Genomic DNA, 22,238 nt, shown 5'->3' with positions numbered 1-22,238 from the left:
ACTACTACTTCGGGACCCAAACCTCAGGTCGTTAAAAAGCCCCATAATTGAGGGCGCGGCATTATAACACCGGTTCTCGCAGATGGGTAGAAAAAATGAACGGCTCCATAGAGCCGTTCATTTTGTTTTTAGAGGAAGCGGATTCTATTACAGAATCGCTTTCTCTACAACGCGAACCAGAGTCCAGGACTTAGTCTTGGACAGTGGACGGGTTTCGCGGATTTCAACCACGTCACCAATTCCACACTCGTTGTTCTCGTCATGGATGTGCAGCTTAGTCGTACGCTTAATGAATTTACCGTAGATCGGGTGCTTCACGAAACGCTCGATAGCAACAACAGCAGATTTCTGCATTTTGTCACTAACAACACGACCCTGCAGAGTACGGATTTTATCGGTCATTACGCCGCCTTCTCAGTCAGTAAAGTCTTAACGCGTGCAACATCACGGCGAACTTGCTTCAGCAGATGGGTCTGCTGCAGCTGGCCAGATGCTGCCTGCATGCGCAGGTTAAACTGCTCGCGCAGGAGGTTAAGCAGCTCAGTGTTCAGCTCTTCAACGCTTTTTTCACGCAGCTCAGTTGCTTTCATTACATCACCGTCTTAGTTACAAAGGTGGTTTTGATAGGCAGTTTTGCTGCTGCCAGCTTGAATGCTTCACGGGCCAGCTCTTCCGGTACACCGTCCATTTCATACAGGACTTTACCAGGCTGGATCAGGGCAACCCAATACTCCACGTTACCCTTACCTTTACCCATACGCACTTCCAGCGGCTTCTCGGTGATTGGTTTGTCCGGGAATACACGGATCCAAATCTTACCTTGACGCTTAACTGCACGGGTCATAGCACGACGTGCTGCTTCGATCTGACGAGCAGTCAGACGACCACGGCCAACAGCTTTCAGACCGAAAGTACCGAAGCTAACATCCGTACCCTGCGCCAGACCGCGGTTACGGCCTTTGTGCACTTTACGGAATTTCGTACGCTTTGGTTGTAACATCAGCGACTCTCCTTACTTACGGCCTTTACGCTGCTGCTTTTTAGGTTGAGCAGCCGGTTCCGGTTGTTCAACAGCAGCCATACCACCCAGGATCTCACCTTTGAAGATCCATACCTTAACGCCGATTACACCATAAGTGGTGTGCGCTTCAGAGGTGTTGTAGTCAATGTCAGCACGCAGAGTGTGCAGTGGTACACGACCTTCACGGTACCATTCGGTACGTGCGATCTCAGCACCGCCCAGACGGCCGCTAACTTCAACTTTGATACCTTTAGCGCCCAGACGCATTGCGTTCTGTACAGCACGCTTCATCGCACGACGGAACATCACACGACGCTCCAGCTGTGAAGTGATGCTGTCAGCAACCAGTTTTGCGTCCAGTTCCGGTTTACGGACTTCGGCGATATTGATCTGTGCAGGAACGCCAGCGATGTTCGCTACGACCGTGCGCAGTTTTTCAACGTCTTCACCTTTTTTACCGATAACGATACCCGGGCGAGCGGTGTGAATGGTCACACGGATGCTCTTAGCCGGACGCTCGATAACGATGCGAGATACAGACGCTTTTGCCAGTTCTTTGTTCAGGAACTGACGTACTTTAAAGTCGCTGTCCAGGTTGTCAGCGAATTCTTTGGTGTTCGCAAACCAGGTAGAGTTCCATGGTTTTACAATACCCAGGCGAATACCATTAGGATGTACTTTCTGACCCATTGCTAGTCTCCAGAGTCTCAGCGATCGGACACAACCACAGTAATGTGGCTGGTGCGCTTCAGGATGCGATCTGCACGACCTTTAGCACGCGGCATAATGCGCTTCATGCTAGGGCCTTCATCTACGAAAATTTTCGCAACTTTCAGATCGTCGATATCAGCGCCATCGTTGTGTTCGGCGTTAGCAATGGCAGATTCCAGGACTTTCTTAACCAGTACAGCCGCTTTCTTGTTGGTGTAAGTCAGAATATCCAGAGCCTGCGACACTTTCTTACCGCGAATCAGGTCAGCAACAAGGCGAACCTTCTGAGCAGAAGAACGAGCATGGCGATGTTGAGCAATAGTTTCCATCTCTTCCTCCTACTTATTTCTTCTTGGCTTTCTTATCAGCAGCGTGGCCGCGATAAGTACGTGTCGGTGCAAATTCACCCAGCTTGTGGCCGACCATTTCGTCGGAAACAAAGACAGGAACGTGCTGACGACCATTATGGACAGCGATGGTCAAACCGATCATGTTAGGGAAGATCGTTGAACGACGGGACCAAGTGCGCAGGGGCTTCTTGTCACCGCTTTCCACCGCTTTCTCTACCTTCTTCAGCAAGTGCAGGTCAATAAAAGGACCTTTCTTGAGAGAACGTGGCATGGCTTATCCTCTAAAATTATTTGCTACGGCGACGTACGATAAATTTATCAGTACGCTTGTTGCTACGGGTCTTCTTACCTTTGGTCTGAACGCCCCACGGAGTTACCGGGTGCTTACCAAAGTTACGACCTTCACCACCACCGTGCGGGTGATCGACTGGGTTCATCGCAGTACCGCGAACGGTAGGACGAACACCACGCCAACGGGTTGCACCGGCTTTACCCAGAACGCGCAGCATGTGCTCAGCGTTACCGACTTCGCCCAGGGTTGCGCGGCAGTCAGCTTCGACTTTACGCATTTCGCCTGAACGCAGACGCAGGGTAACGTAGGAACCTTCACGCGCAACGATCTGCACGTAAGCACCAGCAGAACGGGCAATCTGACCGCCTTTACCTGGTTTCATTTCTACGTTGTGCACGGTTGAACCAACCGGGATGTTACGCATCGGCAGGGTGTTACCTGCTTTGATCGCAGCATCAACGCCAGACTGAATCTGGTCGCCAGCTTTCAGGCCTTTAGGGGCCAGGATGTAACGGCGCTCGCCATCTTTGTACAGAACCAGTGCGATGTTCGCAGAACGGTTCGGATCGTACTCAAGACGCTCAACAACTGCCGGGATACCATCTTTGTTGCGTTTGAAGTCAACAATACGGTAAGCCTGCTTGTGACCACCACCGATATGACGGGTAGTGATACGACCATTGTTGTTACGACCACCGGATTTGCTGTTTTTTTCAACCAGCGCGGCAAAAGGCTTGCCTTTGTGCAGCTCAGGGTTCACCACTTTAACAACGTGACGACGACCCGGAGATGTCGGTTTACATTTAACAACTGCCATTGTCTTTCTCCTCCGACTTACTCAGCGCCGCCGACGAAGTCCAGGTTCTGGCCTTCTTTCAGGGTGACGTAAGCTTTTTTCCAGTCGCTACGACGACCGATACGCTGTCCGTGACGCTTAACTTTACCCTTAACAACCAGGGTGTTTACGTCTTTCACTTCTACTTCGAACAGTTTCTCAACAGCAGCAACGATCTCTGCTTTGGTCGCGTCTTTGGCAACTTTGAGAACGATGGTATTGGTTTTTTCCATCGCGGTTGATGCTTTTTCAGATACGTGCGGCGCGCGCAGTACTTTCAGCAGACGTTCTTCACGGATCATGCCAGCATCTCCTCAACTTGCTTAACTGCTTCTGCAGTCATAACGACTTTGTCGAAGGCGATCAGGCTAACTGGGTCGATACCCGCTGCATCACGCACGTCAACCTTGTACAGGTTACGCGCAGCCAGGAACAGATTCTCATCCAGTTCACCGGTGATGATCAGCACGTCTTCCAGCGCCATGTCTTTCAGTTTCTGTACCAGCAGCTTAGTTTTAGGCGCTTCAACAGAGAACGACTCGACAACGATCAGACGGTCCTGACGTACCAGCTCGGACAGGATGCTTTTCAGCGCGCCGCGGTACATCTTTTTGTTAACTTTTTGACTGTGGTCCTGTGGACGCGCAGCGAAGGTCACGCCACCTGAACGCCAGATCGGGCTCTTGATAGAACCTGAACGCGCACGGCCGGTGCCTTTCTGACGCCATGGCTTTTTGCCTGAACCAGTTACTTCAGCACGAGTTTTCTGCGCGCGAGTACCCTGACGAGCACCTGCAGCGTAAGCAACAACAACCTGGTGAACCAGCGCTTCGTTGAAATCACGACCGAAGGTAGTTTCGGAAACAGTCAGCGCGCTCTGCGCGTCTTTCAGTACTAATTCCATTGCTATCCCCTTACGCCTTCACAGCTGGTTTAACAATCAGGTCGCTGCCGGTAGCACCCGGGACAGCACCTTTGACCAGCAGCAGGTTGCGCTCAGCGTCAACACGTACTACTTCCAGGCTCTGAACGGTTACGCGCTCATTACCCAGCTGACCAGCCATTTTCTTGCCTTTGAACACTTTGCCCGGAGTCTGGTTCTGACCGATAGAACCCGGAACGCGGTGAGACAAGGAGTTACCGTGCGTAGCGTCCTGGGTACGGAAGTTCCAGCGCTTAACGGTACCTGCGAAACCTTTACCTTTAGAGGTACCGGTAACGTCTACTTTTTTAACGTCAGCGAAAATTTCAACACTGATGCTCTGGCCAACAGAGTATTCTTCACCTTCGGTGCGGAATTCCCACAGACCACGGCCGGCTTCAACGCCAGCTTTAGCAAAATGACCTGCTTCCGGCTTACCAACACGGTTTGCTTTTTTCGCACCGGTGGTAACCTGGATCGCCTGGTAACCATCGTTTTCCAGACCTTTGACCTGGGTAACGCGGTTTGCTTCAACTTCGATTACGGTTACTGGGATTGAAACGCCTTCTTCAGTGAAGATGCGCGTCATGCCCACTTTTTTACCGACTAAACCAATCATTGTATCAACCTCTCAATCGCTCGATGACCTGATTAACCCAGGCTGATCTGCACGTCAACACCGGCAGCCAGATCCAGACGCATCAGAGCATCAACGGTTTTTTCAGTTGGCTCAACGATGTCTACCAGACGCTTGTGAGTGCGGATTTCGTACTGATCACGCGCATCTTTGTTAACGTGCGGAGAGATCAGAACGGTGAAGCGCTCTTTGCGAGTCGGCAGCGGGATCGGACCACGTACCTGCGCACCAGTGCGCTTGGCAGTCTCGACGATTTCCGCGGTTGATTGATCGATCAGGCGATGATCAAACGCTTTAAGACGGATACGGATTCTTTGGTTCGACATGAGACCAAGGCTCCAAACATTTTATAAACGAAAAAAATTACTACCCGCACCCATTACGATTGATGGGGGAGTGTAATCGTTCAGCATATAACTCCCCAATCGGGAGTATTGTCAGGCGATACACTAATCGCTATCGCCTGCGATTCTGCTCGAATCGCGCCACACCAATATCGGCAGGCCCGCGCATTATACGCAAATCTGTTCAGGAAGCAACCCATGCTGCGTTTTTAACCGCAAAAGCGCGCGCCGGTAAAAAAGCCCGCACGGGGCGGGCTGCAATCAACAGGTGGAACGGCACGGCAAACGCTACTTATCGCCCTCTTCTTTCAGCTGGGCCTGCAGATAGTTTTGCAGACCCAATTTCTGAATCAAGTCGAGCTCAGTTTCCAGCCAGTCGATATGGTGCTCTTCATCCGCCAGAATCTCGATCATCATGTCGCGGCTGACGTAATCATGAACTTTATCGGCGTACGCAATCGCCTCGCGTAAGTCTTTCGCCCCTTCCAGTTCGAGTGTCAGGTCCGACTGCAGCATTTCCGGTACGTCTTCACCAATGCGCAGCCGGCCGAGATCCTGCAGATTAGGTATGCCTTCAAGAAACAAAATGCGTTCGATGTACTTATCCGCATGTTTCATTTCATCAATGGATTCATGGTATTCGACATCGTTGAGGCGTATCAGGCCCCAGTTTTTGAACATGCGCGCATGTAGAAAGTACTGGTTGATTGCAACCAGTTCATTTCCCAGCAATTTATTGAGGTGAGTAATGATTTTGCCGTCGCCCTTCATTGTGCTTCCTCCGCTTGCAGATAAATAGAGCGTAGATGCGGATAAAAAGAAGTCAAAAAAACGCGACAGTTTTTGGGGTTATTCAGGCGAAGCGGATGCGTAGTTACGCTATCTCTTTGTAAAGAGGCACGTTTTGCATTTCATCATCCATAATCTCGCGCGCCACGCGAATACACTTGCCGCACTGCTTGCCGATAGGCACCAGCTGGCGCAGTTGCTGAATCGATTTGGGTTGATAACGGCGGACAACTTCACGCAGGGTTCGGTCGCTTACGGCATTACACAGACAGACGTACATTTACAGCCCACTCCAGTACAATTTCTGATCAAAGTGTAAATGAGAATGGTTTTTATTTCAACGTAACTTTTGTGTGGGATTAGGCGTGCCGGTCAATGCAAAGCAAAAAAAAAGAGCACCGAAGTGCTCTTTTTCATGCTGCGGTGGCAACCGGAGTTACCACCGTTATTAACGCAATTAAGCGAGAACTTCAGCAACAACGCCCGCGCCAACGGTACGGCCGCCTTCGCGGATTGCGAAACGCAGACCCTGGTCCATCGCGATTGGGTGGATCAGCTCAACGGTCATTTTGATGTTGTCGCCTGGCATTACCATCTCAACGCCTTCTGGCAGTTCGATGTTGCCGGTCACATCAGTAGTACGGAAGTAGAACTGTGGACGGTAGCCTTTGAAGAACGGAGTATGACGGCCGCCTTCGTCTTTAGACAGTACGTACACTTCTGATACGAACTTGGTGTGTGGCTTGATGGTGCCTGGCTTAGCCAGAACCTGACCACGCTGGATCTCTTCACGCTTGATACCGCGCAGCAGAACACCACAGTTCTCGCCTGCCTGACCCTGGTCCAGCAGTTTGCGGAACATTTCAACACCGGTACAGGTAGACTTAGCAGTCGCTTTGATACCCACGATTTCTACTTCGTCGCCCACTTTCACGATGCCGCGCTCAACACGACCGGTAACAACGGTACCACGGCCAGAGATTGAGAATACGTCTTCGATTGGCAGCAGGAACGGCAGATCGATAGCACGTACTGGATCTGGAATGTAAGTATCCAGGTGACCAGCCAGCTCAACGACTTTCGCTTCCCACTCAGCGTCGCCTTCCAGCGCTTTCAGCGCAGAACCGCGTACGATTGGGGTATCGTCGCCTGGGAAGTCGTACTGAGACAGCAGATCGCGAACTTCCATCTCAACCAGTTCCAGCAGCTCTTCGTCATCAACCATGTCGCACTTGTTCAGGAACACGATGATGTAAGGAACGCCAACCTGACGGCCCAGCAGGATGTGCTCACGGGTCTGAGGCATTGGGCCATCAGTCGCAGCAACAACCAGGATCGCGCCGTCCATCTGCGCAGCACCGGTGATCATGTTTTTCACATAGTCGGCGTGGCCTGGGCAGTCAACGTGTGCGTAGTGACGGGTCGGGGTTTCATATTCAACGTGAGAGGTGTTGATGGTGATACCACGAGCCTTCTCTTCTGGCGCGTTATCGATCTGATCGAATGCACGAGCCTGACCGCCGTAGGTTTTAGCCAGAACGGTGGTGATGGCTGCAGTCAGGGTGGTTTTACCGTGGTCAACGTGACCGATGGTGCCCACGTTTACGTGCAGTTTGTTACGTTGAAATTGCTCTTTCGCCATGGCGATAATCCTTACGTTATGCCTTCATCAATGATGAAGGCATCAGTTCACAATTTTTAAACCGTAGCCTTATTTGCTACGAGCTTCAATAACGGCCTGAGCGACGTTGTTCGGCGCATCATCGTACTTCAGGAACTCCATGGAGTAAGAAGCACGGCCTTTGGTCAGAGAACGCAACTGAGTCGCGTATCCGAACATTTCAGACAGCGGAACTTCAGCGTGAATCTGAACGCCAGTCGCGTTAGATTCCTGACCTTTCAGCATACCACGACGGCGGCTCAGGTCACCGATAACGTCACCGGTGTTCTCTTCTGGGGTTTCTACTTCAACCTTCATGATTGGCTCAAGCAGAACCGGCTGTGCTTTCTTAAAGCCATCTTTGAAGGCGATAGAAGCGGCCAGTTTAAACGCCAGCTCAGAGGAGTCAACGTCATGGTAAGAACCGAAGTGCAGACGCACGCCCAGATCAACTACCGGGTAACCGGCCAGTGGACCAGACTTCAGCTGCTCCTGGATACCTTTATCAACCGCAGGGATGTATTCACCAGGAATCACACCACCTTTGATATCGTTGACAAATTCGTAGCCTTTCGGATTCGAACCCGGCTCCAGTGGGTACATATCGATAACAACATGACCGTACTGACCACGACCACCAGACTGCTTGGCGTGTTTACCTTCGATATCGGTAACTTTAGAGCGAATCGCTTCGCGGTAAGCAACCTGAGGTTTACCGACGTTCGCTTCAACGTTGAATTCACGCTTCATGCGGTCAACGATGATGTCGAGGTGCAGTTCACCCATACCAGCGATGATGGTCTGGTTAGACTCTTCGTCAGTCCATACGCGGAATGACGGGTCTTCTTTCGCCAGACGACCCAGAGCCAGACCCATTTTTTCCTGGTCAGCTTTGGTTTTCGGCTCAACGGCGATAGAAATTACCGGCTCAGGGAATTCCATACGCTCCAGAATGATCGGGTTAGATGGATCACACAGGGTATCACCGGTGATCACGTCTTTCAGACCGATTGCTGCAGCGATGTCGCCTGCGCGAACTTCGCTGATCTCTTCACGTTTGTTAGCGTGCATCTGAACGATACGACCAAAACGCTCACGTGCAGATTTCACGGAGTTCAGTACGGTATCGCCCGAGTTAACCACACCCGAGTAAACGCGGAAGAAGGTCAGGTTACCTACGAACGGGTCGTTGGCAATTTTGAACGCCAGTGCAGAGAACGGCTCGTCGTCAGTTGCGTGACGCTCAGCCGGGGTATCTTTACCGTCGTCCAGGATACCGTTGATCGCCGGAACGTCAGTTGGTGCTGGCAGATATTCAACCACCGCATCCAGCATCGCCTGAACACCTTTGTTCTTAAATGCAGAACCACAGGTCACGAGGATGATCTCGTTGTTCAGTACGCGCTTACGCAGAGCAGATTTGATCTCTTCTTCAGACAGTTCTTCACCGCTAAAGAATTTCTCCATCAGCTCTTCAGAAGCTTCAGCAGCTGCTTCAATCAGCTTGCCACGCCACTCTTCAGCCAGTTCCTGCAACTCAGCACGGATATCTTCGTAAACGAAGGTAGTACCCTGATCGGCGTCGTTCCAGTTGATCTCTTTCATCTTGATCAGGTCAACAACACCGGTGAAGTTCTCTTCTGCGCCGATAGCCAGCTGCAGTGGAACCGGAGTTGCGCCCAGACGTGATTCGATCTGACCAACAACTTTCAGGAAGTTCGCACCCATACGGTCCATTTTGTTAACGAACGCGATACGTGGAACTTTATATTTGTTTGCCTGACGCCATACGGTTTCAGACTGCGGCTGCACGCCACCTACTGCACAGTAAACCATTACTGCGCCGTCGAGCACACGCATAGAACGTTCTACTTCGATGGTGAAGTCAACGTGTCCCGGGGTGTCGATGATGTTGATGCGGTGCGGCTCAAACTGCTTCGCCATACCTGACCAGAACGCAGTGGTCGCTGCAGAGGTGATGGTAATACCACGCTCCTGCTCCTGCGCCATCCAGTCCATGGTTGCAGCGCCATCGTGCACTTCACCGATTTTGTGGTTAACACCGGTGTAGAACAGGATACGCTCGGTGGTAGTGGTTTTACCGGCGTCAATGTGTGCGCTGATACCGATGTTACGGTAGCGCGCAATGGGTGTTGTACGAGCCATTTGATTCCTCTGATTCTCGGACGTTCAATGTAAGTCGACCCCAGCGGGTTGGCTGAATGAGCGCCCGCTGGTTTAACAACAACTACGTGGCGATTACCAGCGGTAGTGTGCGAACGCCTTGTTGGCTTCAGCCATACGGTGAACGTCTTCACGTTTCTTCACTGCAGTACCTTTGTTTTCTGCAGCGTCAGAAAGTTCGTTCGCCAGGCGGAGAGCCATCGATTTATCACCGCGTTTACGAGCAGCTTCTACGATCCAACGCATTGCCAGGGCATTACGACGAACCGGACGGACTTCAACTGGAACCTGGTAGGTTGAACCACCAACGCGACGTGACTTAACTTCGACAGTCGGACGTACGTTTTCGAGTGCAACTTCGAAAGCTTCCAGACCATCTTTACCAGCACGTTGAGCCAGGGTATCAAGTGCGGTATAGACGATTGATTCAGCAGTAGATTTTTTACCATCTACCATCAGGATATTTACAAATTTAGCCAGCAGCTCTGATCCGAACTTAGGATCCGGCAGAATTTTACGCTGACCAATGACGCGACGACGTGGCATGGAAATACTCCGTTGTTAATTCAGGATTGTCCAAAACTCTACGAGTTTATTTTGACATTAAAGTTAAAACGTTTGGCCTTACTTAACGGAGAACCATTAAGCCTTTGGCTTCTTCACGCCGTACTTGGAGCGAGCCTGCTTACGGTCTTTAACACCTGAGCAGTCCAGCGCGCCACGAACGGTGTGGTAACGCACACCTGGCAGGTCTTTTACACGACCGCCACGGATCAGGATCACGGAGTGCTCCTGCAGGTTATGACCTTCACCGCCGATGTAGGAGGTGACTTCAAAACCGTTAGTCAAACGCACACGGCAGACTTTACGCAGTGCGGAGTTTGGTTTTTTCGGGGTAGTGGTGTAAACACGAGTACAAACACCACGTTTTTGCGGGCAAGCTTCCAGCGCCGGCACGTTGCTTTTAGCAACCTGACGAACGCGTGGTTTGCGAACCAGCTGGTTAACTGTTGCCATTAAATAGCTCCTGGATTTAGCTTTTGCTTCGTAAACACGTAATAAATCGCCTCGTATTACTACGAGGAGGCAGAATTTTAGGGCTGTGCCCATAGGGTGTCAAGAAATAACCAGGTTTTACCCTTCACCAGGCCACTTGTTGTGGATGCTTCGTCGTCAGCGTAACGAAACCAGTATAGTTCAGACGCGACACATTGGTCGAAATTTGCGCAGTCAGCCCGCGCGCCATCACGTCTTCTTCTAATACCCACAGCGTGGCAGGCGACGCCAGCAGCTGCTGCAGCTTCTGACTGCCTGCCAGCGCGGCCGTCACACCATCCTGTAACAGCAGCACGTCATCGCCCTCCTGTAACAGCAGCAGCAGGCTATCGAAATCGCATTGCCAGGGAGAGTGCAGCAGGGTGTAGAGCATGGTCAGTTCTCAGAAACGGAGGATACGGTCATAAGTTGCCAGCGTCTGGCGCAGCGCGGCAGGTTCCAGCAGCTGCGCATCCAGCACGCGCGCTGCCGTGAGGCTCTGGCCACGTGCCAGCAGTGACGCCTGACAGATATAGCAGCGATCAATGTCGTATAACGCCAGCACGCCAAAGGTCGCAATATAGTCACGCGCCAGAATCTGCGCCGGCTGCTGATCGCGGTTGAGCTGCAGCACGCCGTCGCCAATAAAGAACAGGCCGATATCCTCGCTCAGCGCGCCGGTCGCCAGCACGGCATCCAGCCCTTCCCGGCCAGCACTGCTGCCGTGCGGAGCCTGCGTAAAAAGAAACGCCACGCGGTTCATCAGAACTGCACCAGGCGATCGCAGCTCAGCGCGGCTTCCGCCAGCGCGCCCAGGCCGCTAAGGGTAAATCCGGGCTGCAGATTGCTGCCCGCCAGCTGCAGGCGCGCTGCCTCCTGCGCATCGGTCACGCCGCGCCGCAACGCGGCTGCCACACAGATATTCAGTGCCGCGCCACTGTCGTCGCGCAGCTGCTGCCAGGCGCGCACCATGTCCACTTCATCGCTGGCCGGCGCGCTGAGCTGGTTAGCATTCAGCACGCCTTCGCGGTAAAAGAACACGCTTTCCAGCTGATGTCCCTGCGCCAGCAGCGCACGGGCAAACAGCAGCGCGCTACTGGCGTGCTGTGTGCCGTAAGCCGGTCCGGTCACCAGCAGCGTGTAGCGCATTAGCGATCCTGCCCCTGCAGATCGCCACTCTTAAACTGGCGGATATACAGATACACAGTGTGCTTAGAAATATTGAGGCGATCGGCCACCTGGTTAATGGCGTCCTTAATATCGAAAATGCCCTTCTCGTACAGATTGAGGACGATCTGGCGATTCTTGGCGTTATTCGACACGTTGCGGTCGGCGCTCACCTCTTCAATAGTGAACTCCAGCGTCTGGGTGACCAGATCCTCTACCGAGCTGGCAAAGTTGACGTTGGAATCCACCTGCTGCGTTTCCGGCGGCATGAAAGTCGACATAATCTGCGAAAACGGTACGTCCAGGTTCATATTGATGCACAGCAGGCCAATCACCCGCTGCTGCCGGTTACGAATCGCAATGGTTACCGACTTCATCAGTACACCACTTTTGGCCCGCGTGAAGTAGGCGCGCGACACATTGCTCTCCGCGCCGTGCATATCATGCAGCATGCGCAGCGCCAGATCGGTAATCGGGGAACCCACTTTGCGGCCGGTATGTTCGCCGTTGGCGATACGCACGGCGGAGCATTTAAGATCTTCCAGAGAGTGCAGCACGATTTCGCAGTGCGAGCCAATCAGCATCGCCAGACCGTCGACCACCGCTTCGTAGGATTTAAGAATATCGTAGTCTGCTTGTTCGAACGGACGCTGCTCCAGTAAATCGAAGTCAGTCAGTTCGCCGGGATTGAATGGATTAGACATCGAAGACATTACCCTAAATGGCTGGAGCCTGTCTCGACAGCATTGGGGCAGACTCATCTTATGATCATTGTGCAGGCGCTAGTCTGGCAAATGTCACCGTTTTTAGCCAGAGCTTTACTCATCGCGCCGCAAATTCAGGATGAGCGAAAACAAAACCGCCGCCCGAAGGCGGCGGTGCAAGTCAGCTTACTGCGCTTTCTTGTCAGCAGCGGCCGGAGCCTGCGCTTTCTCATCGGCTTTCGGCGCCGGCTTGATGTCGAGCAGCTCAACATCGAACACCAGCGTTGAGTTGGCCGGAATACCCGGTACGCCGTTTTTGCCGTAAGCCAGGTTCGGTGGGATCACCAGCTTGATCTTACCGCCTTTCTTCACGTGCTTCAGACCTTCGGTCCAGCCCGGGATTACGCCGTCCAGACGGAACGACAGCGGCTCGCCGCGCGTGTAAGAGTTGTCGAACTCGGTGCCGTCAATCAGCGTACCTTTGTAGTTAACCACCACGGTATCGCTGTCTTTCGGGGTTTCACCGCTGCCCTCTTTCTCTACCTGATACAGCAGGCCAGATTCGGTTTTCTTCACGCCCTTCTCTTTGGCGAACTTGTCCGCGTAAGCGGTGCCTTTGTCAGCATTCTCTTTCGCGTCTTTTTCCATCTTCGCCTGAGCGGCCCCTTTCACGCGGCCTTCAAACGCCTGCAGCGTCTGCTCAATCTCTTCGTCAGACAGCTTGCTCTTGCCGCCAAACGCATCCTGAACACCGGCAATCAGCTGGTCTTTGTCCAGTTTGATACCCAGTTTCTCCTGCTCCTTCAGAGAGTTGTCCATGTAGCGACCCAGGGAGGCGCCCAGCGCATAGGCTGACTGCTGGTCTTCGTTTTTGAAGGCAGCATTTTTCGGCGCCTGTGGCGCAGCCTGCGCTGCGTCAGCCGGTGCCGCAGTGGTTTCTGCTGCCATTGCCAGCGGTGCATTCAGCGCGACGGCCATGGTGGTAGCTAACAATGTGACTTTAAACAGTGATTTCATCCTTTCTCCAAAACCGAAGCTTCAAAACCTCGGGAATCATTGCGGACAGTGGCCCACACTATAACTTTACGTGGCAGTGGCGAACACTCCCACAGTGTAATTACCCGGTCAACCTCCGACCTTTTTTGCTTCAGGAAGTTTCATCAGAGATATAGGCGCAACGCGGGAATTCAATGCATACGCCAGGCCGAAGGTGAAATATCAGGTGATTCTGACACGAAAGACCGTAGAATCACGCCCGACAAGATCAACGCGCAGCACCGCGACAGGAGGAGTGATGATGCAACAACCAGAATGGGATCAACGCCTTGAGGCGCTGGAGAGCAAGCTGGCTTTCCAGGAACATACCATTGAGCAGCTCAATCAGACGGTGGTTCAGCACGAGCTGGAAATGAGTAAACTGCGTGAGCAGGTGCGTCTGCTGGTGGATAAAGTGAAGGCCGCCGCCCCATCCATGGTCGCTTCGCAAGCGGAAGAGACCCCGCCGCCGCACTATTAATATCGCGCGCTTTGCTGCCCAATAAAAAGGCCACCCGCAGGTGGCCTTTTTACGCTTAGTGGTTGCAGCCGCAACCACCGTGGCCGCCGCAGCCGCCGTGACCGTGCTCATGATCGTGACCATGGTCGTGGTCATGATCGTGATGATGGCCGTCAGCGCCATGAACGTGGCCGTGAGCGATCTCTTCTTCCGTGGCTTCACGGATAGCAACCACTTCCACATTGAAGTTCAGGTTCTGACCCGCCAGCATGTGGTTACCGTCAACCACCACGTGCTCATCTTCCACTTCGGTGATCTCGACCGGCACCGGGCCCTGGTCGGTTTCTGCCAGGAAGCGCATGCCAACCTGCAGCTCGTCAACGCCCATGAACACGTCTTTCGGTACACGCTGCACCAGGTTGTCATCGTACTGGCCGTACGCGTCGTTTGCCGGGATATGCACGTCAAACTTGTCGCCGACCGCGTGATTTTCCAGCGCTTTTTCCAGACCAGAAATCAGGGAACCATGACCGTGCAGATAATCCAACGGCGCACTCACCGGTGACTCGTCAACCAACACACCGTCTTCGGTACGAACCTGATACGCCAGGCTCACCACCAGGTCTTTTGCTACTTTCATGATATCTCCTAACCGTTGAGAACAAAGAATCCCGTCTCATTGGTCTATTCTCGCGTGCAATAACCAACCAGAAAGGTTCAGTACTGAGGATGCCAACAGTGCTGTTGGACCATACTGCTCAGCGTTAATGGCGCCGATTGTAGCGGAATTCAATACCGCTGTAAGGCTAAGCTTAAAAAAAGCTGCGCCATCGCGCTACTCCGGATGAAAAATGCCAATCACTTGCTCAGTGCTGCGAACCTGATCGCGCGCCTGCTTGTCCGCCTCACGCATCTGGTGGCCGCACTTCACGCACTCCACCACATCGACATTGTTTTCACGCCACATCGCCAGCGTGTCTTTCTCCTGACAGTGCGGACAGACCGCACCGGCAATAAAACGTTTACGCATAGTCTTTCCTGCCCGTCATCAGAACGGATACGTTAAGTGTAGCCTTACTCATCATCCCAGCCGTCAAACTGCCGTTTTTCATGCTGCATTTCACGCTGGAAAATGTCCTCCAGCTCGCGTCGCGCCTCACGCACGCGTGAAACCTGCACGCTGTCGTCGTGGCTCGGCACCAGTTCACGCAGCATGCGCATATCCAGCCGGCGGAAGTGCTGCTGCGCGCGCTGCGCCTGATGCGGATGCATGCCCAGCGATATCAGCGCTTTGCGGCCTAACTCCAGCGCACTGGAGAAGGTTTCACGCGAAAACAGCGTGACGCCCGCCTGCAGCAGCTCATGCGCCTCGACACGACCGCGCGCCCGCGCCAGGATCTCCAGCTGCGGGAAGTGCTGCTGGCACAAGTGCACGATGGTCATCGAATCTTCCGGATCGTTACAGGTGATGACAATCGACTGCGCATTCTCCGCTCCGGCGGCACGCAGCAGCTCGAGCTCAGTGGCATCGCCATAGTAAACCTTGTAGCCATATTTGCGCATCAGGCTGACCGCCGAGATATCGCGCTCCAGCACGGTGATGCGCTTGTTGTTGGCCATCAGCAAACGCCCGACCACCTGACCAAAACGGCCAAAGCCCACCACAATCACCTGGGGCTGATCGTCCTCGACAAACGGCTTTTCGCCGTCCTCTTCCGGTTCGTTGAAGCGGCGCGCCAGAATCTTATCCACGCCCTGCATCAGCAGCGGCGTGGTCATCATCGACAGCGTCACCGTGACCAGCAGCAGCGGCAGCTGATCGCCGCTGAACAGTTTTGCCGACGACGCCGCCGAAAACAGCACAAAGGCGAATTCACCGCCCTGACTCAGCACGCCGGCAAACTGCAGACGTTCCGAACTGCGCAGACCATAAATGCGCGCCAGCACATAGAGCACCAGCGTTTTCACCGCCACCAGCAGCACCACGCCGATCAGAATTTCGAAGATGTGGGTATAAAGCACGCCGAGGTTGAGCGCCATGCCCACCGAAATAAAGAACAGCCCGAGCAGCAGCCCTTTAAACGGTTCAATGGCGACTTCCAGTTCGTGGCGATACTCACTCTCTGCCAGCAGAATACCGGCGATGAACGTCCCCAGCGCCATCGACAGGCCCAGCGCATCCATAAACAGCGCCGAACCGAGCACCAGCAGCAGCGAGGCGGCGGTAAACACTTCCCGCACGCCGGACGCGGCGATGAAACGGAAAATCGGCCGCAGCAGATAGCGTCCGCCCACCAGCATACCGGCGAATGCCAGCACCTTCATGCCCACCTTGAGCCAGTCGACATGGCCACTGTCGCTGCCGGCCAGCAGCGGCACCAGCGCCAGCGCCGGAATCACCGCCAGGTCCTGGAACAGCAGCACCGAGAAGCCCAGCTGGCCCGCTTCGCTGCGGTTCATGCCTTTGTCGCGCATCAGCTGCAGCGCCATGGCGGTCGAGGACATCGCCAGGCCAATACCGCCAATCACCGCGGCCTGCCAGCTGAAGTCGGTCAGCCACAGCAGCACGCCGAGGATCGCTGCCGAAACCAGCACCTGCGCGGCACCGACGCCAAAAATAGAGCGCCGCAGCGCCCACAGCTTGGCCGGGTTCAGCTCCAGTCCGATGATGAACATCAGGAACACCACGCCAAGCTCCGAGAAGTGCAGAATCTCGTCCACATCGCTGATGAAGCCCAGCCCCCACGGACCGATGGCGATACCGGCCAGCAGATAGCCCAGCACCGCACCAATGCCGAGCCGGGCGGCAATCGGCACCACCAGCACCGCCGCCACCAGATAAATCACGCCGGCGGTGAGTAACGTTTCGCCTTGCATCACACTCCTCCGTTCGGCAGCGGTGACGCCAGCCAGTCGCCATAGGCGCGCGCAAAATTGCGCAGCACCTCGGGTGTCTGACGACGCGCCCAGTAAATCACCATCGGCGTCAGCCAGTGCATGCGACACATCTGCGCCGTCAGCTCAAACGGTCGCATAATGTCGCTCATCGGGTAACGATTGAGACCGCTGTGGTGATACGCCGTCTCCGGCTCACCGGTGGTCACCACGCTGCGCCAGTATTTACCTTCCAGCGCATTACCGTCCTGGCCGCTGGCAAAGCCGCGCGACAGCACGCGATCCAGCCACTCTTTCAGCAGTGCCGGACAGCTATAGGTATAAAGTGGATGCTGAAACACCACGATTTGATGGTCGCGCAGCAGTTGCTGCTCGTAATGAATATCAATAAAGAAATCCGGATAGTGGGCGTATAAATCGTGCACCGTGACGTGGTCCAGTTCCATAGCCGACTGCAGCAAAACCCGATTAGCAATCGAATCCTGTGATTCCGGATGGGCGTAAAGCAGCAATATTTTGGGCGGCTGCGACATCGTTCCCCTCCAAAGCGTCGTCACCGCGGCGGAATTCCGCTACCATGCTCGACGCAACAAACATTATCGAATTATGTTGCCGATAAATTAACATATTCTGACGATACGGCGCTTATGATTGTCTTTTCCGCATTACAAATCCGTCGCGGCACCAATGTGCTGCTGGATAACGCAACGGCCACCATTAACCCGGGGCAAAAAGTCGGCCTGGTGGGTAAAAACGGCTGCGGTAAATCCACGCTGCTGTCACTGCTGAAGGGTGAAATCAGCAGCGATGCCGGCAACGTCACCTTTCCCGGCAACTGGGCGCTGGCGTGGGTGAATCAGGAAACCCCGGCGCTGAGTAAAGCCGCGCTGGAATATGTTATCGACGGCGACCGCGAATATCGTCAGCTCGAATCCGAATTAGCGGCAGCCAATGCGCGCGACGATGGCAACGCCATTGCGCTGCTGCACGGCAAGCTGGACGCTATTCAGGCGTGGAGCATACACGCACGCGCCGCCAGTCTGCTGCACGGATTGGGCTTCAGCCAGGAACAATTAATGCGGCCGGTGAGCGATTTCTCCGGCGGCTGGCGCATGCGTCTCAATCTTGCTCAGGCACTGGTATGCCGTTCCGACCTGCTGCTGCTCGATGAACCGACCAACCACCTCGATCTCGACGCGGTGATCTGGCTGGAGCGCTGGCTGAAGAGCTATACCGGCACGCTGATCCTGATCTCGCACGACCGCGACTTCCTCGACCCGGTGGTGGACAAAATCATCCATATCGAACAGCAGACGATGTTCGAATACACCGGCAACTACAGCTCGTTCGAGCGTCAGCGTGTGGCCAAACTGGCGCAGCAGCAGGCGCTGTACCAGAGCCAGCAGGAAAAAGTCACCCACCTGCAAAAGTACATTGATCGCTTCCGCGCGCAGGCCACTAAAGCCAAACAGGCGCAGAGCCGCATCAAGATGCTGGAGCGCATGGAGCTGATTGCCCCAGCGCACGTCGATAACCCGTTCAGCTTCAGCTTCCGCGCGCCAGAAAGCTTGCCTAACCCAATCCTGAAAATGGAGCAGGTTTCGGCGGGGTACGGTGAGCGGGTGATTCTGGATGCCATCAAACTCAATCTGGTGCCGGGCTCACGCATCGGCCTGCTGGGGCGTAACGGCGCCGGTAAGTCCACGCTGATCAAACTGCTGGCGGGCGAGCTGGAGCCGCTGGCGGGCAAGGTGGGTCTGGCGAAAGGGATCAAGCTGGGTTACTTCGCGCAGCATCAGCTTGAGTATCTGTGCGCCGATGAGTCGCCGCTGCAGCATCTGGCGCGCATCGCCCCAAAAACGCTGGAGCAGCAGCTGCGTGACTACCTTGGCGGCTTTGGTTTTCAGGGCGACAAAGTCAGCGAAGCCACCGAGCGTTTCTCCGGCGGCGAGAAAGCGCGGCTGGTGCTGGCGCTGATCGTCTGGCAGCGGCCGAATCTGCTGCTGCTCGACGAACCGACCAACCACCTCGATTTGGATATGCGCCAGGCGCTGACCGAAGCGCTGATCGACTTTGAAGGCGCACTGGTGGTGGTGTCGCACGATCGTCATCTTCTGCGTTCGACCACCGACGATCTTTACCTGGTGCACGACCGCAAAGTGGATGTGTTCGAGGGCGATCTGGATGATTATCAGCAGTGGCTGAGCGACCTGCAGAAGCAGGAAACGCAGCAGGATGCCGCGCCAAAGCAGGACAACGCCAACAGCGCGCAGTCCCGCAAAGATCAGAAGCGCCGCGACGCCGAGCTGCGCGCGCAGACGCAGCCGCTGCGCAAAGAGATCGAAAAGCTGGAGAAGCAGATGGCCAAATGGCAGACGCAGCTCAGCGAAGCCGAAGCACAGCTGGCCGACAGCGCCATTTACGAGCAAAACCGTAAGGCCGATTTAACCGCCGCCCTGCAGCGCCAGGCGGAGAGCAAATCGGCGCTGGAAGAGGTCGAAATGGCGTGGCTGGAGGCGCAGGAGCAGCTGGAGCAGATGCTCGCGGGGTAAAGGTGCGCGATGATGTCATAAAGGGTGCGCGATGATGCCCTCACCCTGACCCTCTCCCATAGGGAGAGGGAATAAACCTTACTCCCGCGCTGGAACAGCCTCCTCCCACGGGAGAGGGAACAAACCTTAATCCGCCTTACCTGCTACGCACGGTCGGCCCCCTCTCCCGCTGGCGGGAGAGGGTTGGGGTGAGGGCAATCAACGCTCCGAAATCACACCGGCACATCCCCTAACACCGTCGCGCGATGCATCACGCGCCGCGCCGGATAATAATCCGCATTGGCATAATGCTGCGTCACGCGGTTATCCCAGATTGCCACGTCGTTCGGCTGCCAGCGCCAGCGCACCTGAAACTCCGGTTTGGTGGCGTGCGCAAACAGATAGCCCAGCAGCGCCTCGCTCTCCTTCTCGCTTACGCCGAGCAGCCTGGTGGTAAAACCTTCATTAACAAACAGCGCCTTGCGTCCGCTCACCGGATGGGTGCGGATCACCGGATGCTGCACCGGCGGATGCTTCGCCACGGCCTGCTGCCAGCGCTGATGCTCCTCTTCCGTCTTACGGTACTTATAGTCCTGGAACGATTTCTTAAAGTCGTGCTCCGCCTGCAGGCCACTCAGCAGCTGTTTGAACGGCTCTGACAGCGCCTCGTAAGCGGCAATTCCGCTGGTCCACAGCGTATCGCCACCGCTCTCCGGCAGCAGCTTTGAGGCCAGAATGGCGATCGCCGGCGGCGTCTGAATAAAGGTGACGTCGGTATGCCAGTTATCGTTGTCAGGCGGATTATCCTGATGCGTATCCAGCACGATAATCTCTTCCACGCCTTCGGCATGCGGATAAACCGGATGAATGTGCAGATCGCCGAAGCGGATCGCCAGCGCGCGCTGCTGCTCCGGCGTAATGCGCTGATCGCGCAGAAACAGCACCTGATGACGCAGCAGACCGTGGTAAAGCTGCTCAAACTGCGCGTCACTCAGCGGACGGCTGAGATCAACATCGCTGACCTGCGCCCCGATATACGGACCCAGCGCGGTAAAATTCACTCGTTCGTTCATTGCTGTTCTCCATTCCAGGGCGTCAGTCGGCGCTGTAGCGCACGTAAACCCAGTTCTAAACTAAAGGCAATCAGGGCGATCACCGCGATGCCCGCCAGCACCACATCGGTGGCGAGAAACTCCCCAGCCGACTGCACCATAAAGCCCAGTCCGCGCGTCGCGGCAATCAGTTCGGCCGCCACCAGCGTGGACCAGCCCACACCAAGACCGATGCGCAGGCCGGTGAGAATCTCCGGCAATGCTCCGGGCAGAATGACAAAACGCAGCAGCTGCCCGCGCGTCGCCCCCAGCGCCTGAGCGGCACGGATCCGCACCTGCTGCGTATTCTTCACGCCGGCCAGGGTGGATAAAGTCACCGGCGCGAAAATTGCCAGATAAATCAGTAAAATCTTTGAGGTTTCGCCAATGCCAAACCAAATCACCATCAGCGGCAAATAGGCCAGCGGCGGCACTGGTCGATAGAGTTCAATCAGCGGATCGAGCAGCCCGCGCACCGCCGGACTAAGCCCCATGGCAATGCCCACCGGAATGCCGATCAGCGCGGCAAAGAACAGCGCCACCAGCATGCGCGTCAGGCTGGCACCAAGGTGCTGCCATAGCGTGGCATCCATAAAGCCCTGCGGACCAGCAATAACCAGCAGCTTATGTAGCACCTGCTGTGGCGGCGGCAGAAACAAGGGCGCAATCAGCCCCAGCGCGGTCACGCCCCACCACAGCAGCAGCAGCACGGCCACGCTCAGCAGGCTCAGCGACAGCTGGCGGGAAAACGGCCAGCGCAGGCGACGAACGCGGGACGTCCGGCGCTTGTCATCAATAACGGCACTCATACAAACGCCTCCCGCTGCGCGAACACCTGGTTCAGGACATACTCACGTCGTTCGATAAATGCCGGATCGGATTTGATGCTGCGGCACGGCTCGCCTGCGGCGAAGCGCTGGCCAAAGTCGAGCTTCAGGCGTTCCACTACGCGACCCGGACCCGGCGACAGCAGCACCAGTTCGCTGGCGAGAAAGACGGCTTCTTCGATGTCATGGGTGATCAGCAGAATCTGCTTGCCGGTATCGCGCCATAACGTCAGCAGCAGCGTCTGCATTTGCTCGCGCGTGAAGGCATCCAGCGCACCGAACGGCTCATCTAACAGCAGCAGCTGCGGATCAGCGGCCAGCGCACGGGCAATCCCCACGCGCTGACGCTGACCCCCAGAGAGCTGCCAGATAAAACGCTTTTCTGCGCCCTCGAGCCCGACCTTACGGATCAGACGGCGGGCGATCGCGTGCCGTTCAGCTTTTGCCATGCCCGCCAGCTGCAGGCCGAACGCCACGTTATCGATGACGTTACGCCACGGTAGTAGCCCTTCGTTCTGAAAGACCACGCCGCGCTCTGCGCCCGGTCCGCGTACCGGCTTGCCATCCAGCGTGATACTGCCGGACTCCAGCGGCAGAAAACCGGCGATCAAGTTCAGCAGCGTGGTTTTGCCACAGCCGGACGGCCCCAGCACCACCAGCAATTCGCGGCTGGCCAGCTGCAGATTGATATCCTGCAGCGCCGGTTGCCCGGCGTAACGTGCGTTGAGATGGGTGATGCTGAGCATAA

General features: G+C 55.2%; 31 protein-coding genes. 2 read left to right on the top strand and 29 right to left on the bottom strand.

Features of this window, described 5'->3' with window-relative positions; translation table 11 throughout:
• Positions 1 to 147 precede the first annotated feature (147 nt).
• From rpsQ to fkpA, 22 genes are all read right to left on the bottom strand, one after another.
• A complete protein-coding gene (gene rpsQ, locus C1N56_RS01500) occupies positions 148 to 402 on the bottom strand; it encodes a 30S ribosomal protein S17 (protein ID WP_010618568.1) in 255 nt (84 codons plus the stop codon).
• Positions 402 to 590: a 50S ribosomal protein L29 gene (rpmC, locus tag C1N56_RS01495; protein ID WP_021508217.1), complete on the bottom strand. Its 189-nt coding sequence runs from the start codon at positions 588 to 590 to the stop codon at positions 402 to 404. The genes rpsQ and rpmC overlap by 1 nt, the downstream gene beginning before the upstream one ends.
• Complete coding sequence (gene rplP, locus C1N56_RS01490) at positions 590 to 1,000, bottom strand: 50S ribosomal protein L16 (RefSeq protein ID WP_002438716.1); 411 nt, start codon at positions 998 to 1,000, stop codon at positions 590 to 592. The genes rpmC and rplP overlap by 1 nt, the downstream gene beginning before the upstream one ends.
• Positions 1,001 to 1,012: 12 nt before the next feature.
• A complete protein-coding gene (gene rpsC, locus C1N56_RS01485) occupies positions 1,013 to 1,711 on the bottom strand; it encodes a 30S ribosomal protein S3 (RefSeq protein WP_021508216.1) in 699 nt (232 codons plus the stop codon).
• Between the two features lie 17 nt (positions 1,712 to 1,728).
• Positions 1,729 to 2,061, bottom strand: coding sequence for a 50S ribosomal protein L22 (rplV, locus tag C1N56_RS01480; RefSeq protein WP_007891659.1), 333 nt, complete (start codon positions 2,059 to 2,061; stop codon positions 1,729 to 1,731).
• 13 nt (positions 2,062 to 2,074) lie between these two features.
• Positions 2,075 to 2,353, bottom strand: a complete 279-nt coding sequence (gene rpsS, locus C1N56_RS01475) for a 30S ribosomal protein S19 (RefSeq protein ID WP_001138115.1) — start codon at positions 2,351 to 2,353, stop codon at positions 2,075 to 2,077.
• Between the two features lie 16 nt (positions 2,354 to 2,369).
• Positions 2,370 to 3,191: a 50S ribosomal protein L2 gene (gene rplB / locus C1N56_RS01470; protein ID WP_010618573.1), complete on the bottom strand. Its 822-nt coding sequence runs from the start codon at positions 3,189 to 3,191 to the stop codon at positions 2,370 to 2,372.
• Between the two features lie 17 nt (positions 3,192 to 3,208).
• Complete coding sequence (gene rplW / locus C1N56_RS01465) at positions 3,209 to 3,511, bottom strand: 50S ribosomal protein L23 (RefSeq protein WP_010618574.1); 303 nt, start codon at positions 3,509 to 3,511, stop codon at positions 3,209 to 3,211.
• Complete coding sequence (rplD, locus tag C1N56_RS01460; protein ID WP_021508215.1) at positions 3,508 to 4,113, bottom strand: 50S ribosomal protein L4; 606 nt, start codon at positions 4,111 to 4,113, stop codon at positions 3,508 to 3,510. Before rplD ends, rplW begins: the two co-directional genes overlap by 4 nt.
• Before the next feature lie 10 nt (positions 4,114 to 4,123).
• Entirely contained in the window at positions 4,124 to 4,750 is a 627-nt protein-coding gene (gene rplC / locus C1N56_RS01455) for a 50S ribosomal protein L3 (RefSeq protein WP_021508214.1), read from the bottom strand.
• Between the two features lie 32 nt (positions 4,751 to 4,782).
• Positions 4,783 to 5,094, bottom strand: coding sequence for a 30S ribosomal protein S10 (gene rpsJ, locus C1N56_RS01450; protein ID WP_006120582.1), 312 nt, complete (start codon positions 5,092 to 5,094; stop codon positions 4,783 to 4,785).
• Between the two features lie 306 nt (positions 5,095 to 5,400).
• The gene (gene bfr / locus C1N56_RS01445; RefSeq protein WP_021508213.1) at positions 5,401 to 5,883 is read right to left on the bottom strand and encodes a bacterioferritin; all 483 of its coding nucleotides are present in this window, start codon (positions 5,881 to 5,883) and stop codon (positions 5,401 to 5,403) included.
• Positions 5,884 to 5,986: 103 nt separating this feature from the next.
• Positions 5,987 to 6,181: a bacterioferritin-associated ferredoxin gene (bfd, locus tag C1N56_RS01440; RefSeq protein WP_021508212.1), complete on the bottom strand. Its 195-nt coding sequence runs from the start codon at positions 6,179 to 6,181 to the stop codon at positions 5,987 to 5,989.
• A 177-nt stretch (positions 6,182 to 6,358) separates the two neighbouring features.
• Positions 6,359 to 7,543: an elongation factor Tu gene (tuf, locus tag C1N56_RS01435; protein WP_058770981.1), complete on the bottom strand. Its 1,185-nt coding sequence runs from the start codon at positions 7,541 to 7,543 to the stop codon at positions 6,359 to 6,361.
• 69 nt (positions 7,544 to 7,612) lie between these two features.
• On the bottom strand, positions 7,613 to 9,727 hold the full coding sequence (gene fusA / locus C1N56_RS01430) for an elongation factor G (RefSeq protein ID WP_021507461.1): 2,115 nt from the start codon (positions 9,725 to 9,727) through the stop codon (positions 7,613 to 7,615).
• Between the two features lie 93 nt (positions 9,728 to 9,820).
• Positions 9,821 to 10,291: a 30S ribosomal protein S7 gene (gene rpsG / locus C1N56_RS01425; protein ID WP_007886246.1), complete on the bottom strand. Its 471-nt coding sequence runs from the start codon at positions 10,289 to 10,291 to the stop codon at positions 9,821 to 9,823.
• Between the two features lie 96 nt (positions 10,292 to 10,387).
• Positions 10,388 to 10,762 (bottom strand): 30S ribosomal protein S12, encoded by a 375-nt coding sequence (rpsL, locus tag C1N56_RS01420; RefSeq protein ID WP_010616440.1) that lies wholly within the window; start codon positions 10,760 to 10,762, stop codon positions 10,388 to 10,390.
• 124 nt (positions 10,763 to 10,886) lie between these two features.
• On the bottom strand, positions 10,887 to 11,174 hold the full coding sequence (gene tusB / locus C1N56_RS01415; protein ID WP_021507460.1) for a sulfurtransferase complex subunit TusB: 288 nt from the start codon (positions 11,172 to 11,174) through the stop codon (positions 10,887 to 10,889).
• Positions 11,175 to 11,183: 9 nt separating this feature from the next.
• Entirely contained in the window at positions 11,184 to 11,543 is a 360-nt protein-coding gene (gene tusC, locus C1N56_RS01410) for a sulfurtransferase complex subunit TusC (protein ID WP_021507459.1), read from the bottom strand.
• Positions 11,543 to 11,929, bottom strand: coding sequence for a sulfurtransferase complex subunit TusD (gene tusD / locus C1N56_RS01405; protein ID WP_021507458.1), 387 nt, complete (start codon positions 11,927 to 11,929; stop codon positions 11,543 to 11,545). Before tusD ends, tusC begins: the two co-directional genes overlap by 1 nt.
• Entirely contained in the window at positions 11,929 to 12,651 is a 723-nt protein-coding gene (locus C1N56_RS01400) for a helix-turn-helix transcriptional regulator (RefSeq protein ID WP_021507457.1), read from the bottom strand. The genes tusD and C1N56_RS01400 overlap by 1 nt, the downstream gene beginning before the upstream one ends.
• Before the next feature lie 186 nt (positions 12,652 to 12,837).
• Positions 12,838 to 13,668 (bottom strand): FKBP-type peptidyl-prolyl cis-trans isomerase, encoded by an 831-nt coding sequence (fkpA, locus tag C1N56_RS01395; RefSeq protein ID WP_021507456.1) that lies wholly within the window; start codon positions 13,666 to 13,668, stop codon positions 12,838 to 12,840.
• Between the two features lie 280 nt (positions 13,669 to 13,948).
• Between fkpA and C1N56_RS01390 the strand changes: the two genes are divergently transcribed.
• On the top strand, positions 13,949 to 14,167 hold the full coding sequence (locus C1N56_RS01390) for a SlyX family protein (protein WP_010616434.1): 219 nt from the start codon (positions 13,949 to 13,951) through the stop codon (positions 14,165 to 14,167).
• Positions 14,168 to 14,222: 55 nt separating this feature from the next.
• Here C1N56_RS01390 and slyD read toward each other — a convergent pair whose 3' ends face one another.
• The 4 genes from slyD to kefG form a co-directional block, all read right to left on the bottom strand.
• On the bottom strand, positions 14,223 to 14,786 hold the full coding sequence (gene slyD, locus C1N56_RS01385; protein ID WP_021507454.1) for a peptidylprolyl isomerase: 564 nt from the start codon (positions 14,784 to 14,786) through the stop codon (positions 14,223 to 14,225).
• A 195-nt stretch (positions 14,787 to 14,981) separates the two neighbouring features.
• Entirely contained in the window at positions 14,982 to 15,176 is a 195-nt protein-coding gene (locus C1N56_RS01380; protein ID WP_021507453.1) for a YheV family putative zinc ribbon protein, read from the bottom strand.
• A 44-nt stretch (positions 15,177 to 15,220) separates the two neighbouring features.
• Positions 15,221 to 17,023 carry a glutathione-regulated potassium-efflux system protein KefB gene (gene kefB / locus C1N56_RS01375; RefSeq protein ID WP_088517944.1) on the bottom strand — a complete coding sequence of 601 codons (1,803 nt, stop codon included), beginning with the start codon at positions 17,021 to 17,023 and terminating at the stop codon, positions 15,221 to 15,223.
• The gene (gene kefG, locus C1N56_RS01370; RefSeq protein ID WP_021507451.1) at positions 17,023 to 17,574 is read right to left on the bottom strand and encodes a glutathione-regulated potassium-efflux system ancillary protein KefG; all 552 of its coding nucleotides are present in this window, start codon (positions 17,572 to 17,574) and stop codon (positions 17,023 to 17,025) included. Before kefG ends, kefB begins: the two co-directional genes overlap by 1 nt.
• Before the next feature lie 114 nt (positions 17,575 to 17,688).
• Between kefG and C1N56_RS01365 the strand changes: the two genes are divergently transcribed.
• Positions 17,689 to 19,593 (top strand): ABC transporter ATP-binding protein, encoded by a 1,905-nt coding sequence (locus tag C1N56_RS01365; RefSeq protein ID WP_159378038.1) that lies wholly within the window; start codon positions 17,689 to 17,691, stop codon positions 19,591 to 19,593.
• Between the two features lie 212 nt (positions 19,594 to 19,805).
• On the opposite strand, the gene tauD is transcribed toward C1N56_RS01365, so the two are convergent.
• Genes tauD through tauB form a run of 3 tightly spaced genes read right to left on the bottom strand, consistent with a single transcriptional unit; the run spans position 19,806 to position 22,236 of the window.
• Complete coding sequence (gene tauD, locus C1N56_RS01360; RefSeq protein ID WP_394517032.1) at positions 19,806 to 20,645, bottom strand: taurine dioxygenase; 840 nt, start codon at positions 20,643 to 20,645, stop codon at positions 19,806 to 19,808.
• Positions 20,642 to 21,472 carry a taurine ABC transporter permease TauC gene (gene tauC, locus C1N56_RS01355; RefSeq protein ID WP_021507448.1) on the bottom strand — a complete coding sequence of 277 codons (831 nt, stop codon included), beginning with the start codon at positions 21,470 to 21,472 and terminating at the stop codon, positions 20,642 to 20,644. The genes tauD and tauC overlap by 4 nt, the downstream gene beginning before the upstream one ends.
• Positions 21,469 to 22,236, bottom strand: a complete 768-nt coding sequence (tauB, locus tag C1N56_RS01350) for a taurine ABC transporter ATP-binding subunit (protein WP_021507447.1) — start codon at positions 22,234 to 22,236, stop codon at positions 21,469 to 21,471. Before tauB ends, tauC begins: the two co-directional genes overlap by 4 nt.
• Positions 22,237 to 22,238: the final 2 nt, after the last annotated feature.

It is taken from the genome of Pantoea sp. SGAir0175 (genome assembly GCF_043547855.1).
The sequence above is the reverse complement of the archived record's forward strand: the minus strand, read 5'-3'. Positions and strand labels throughout refer to the sequence as shown.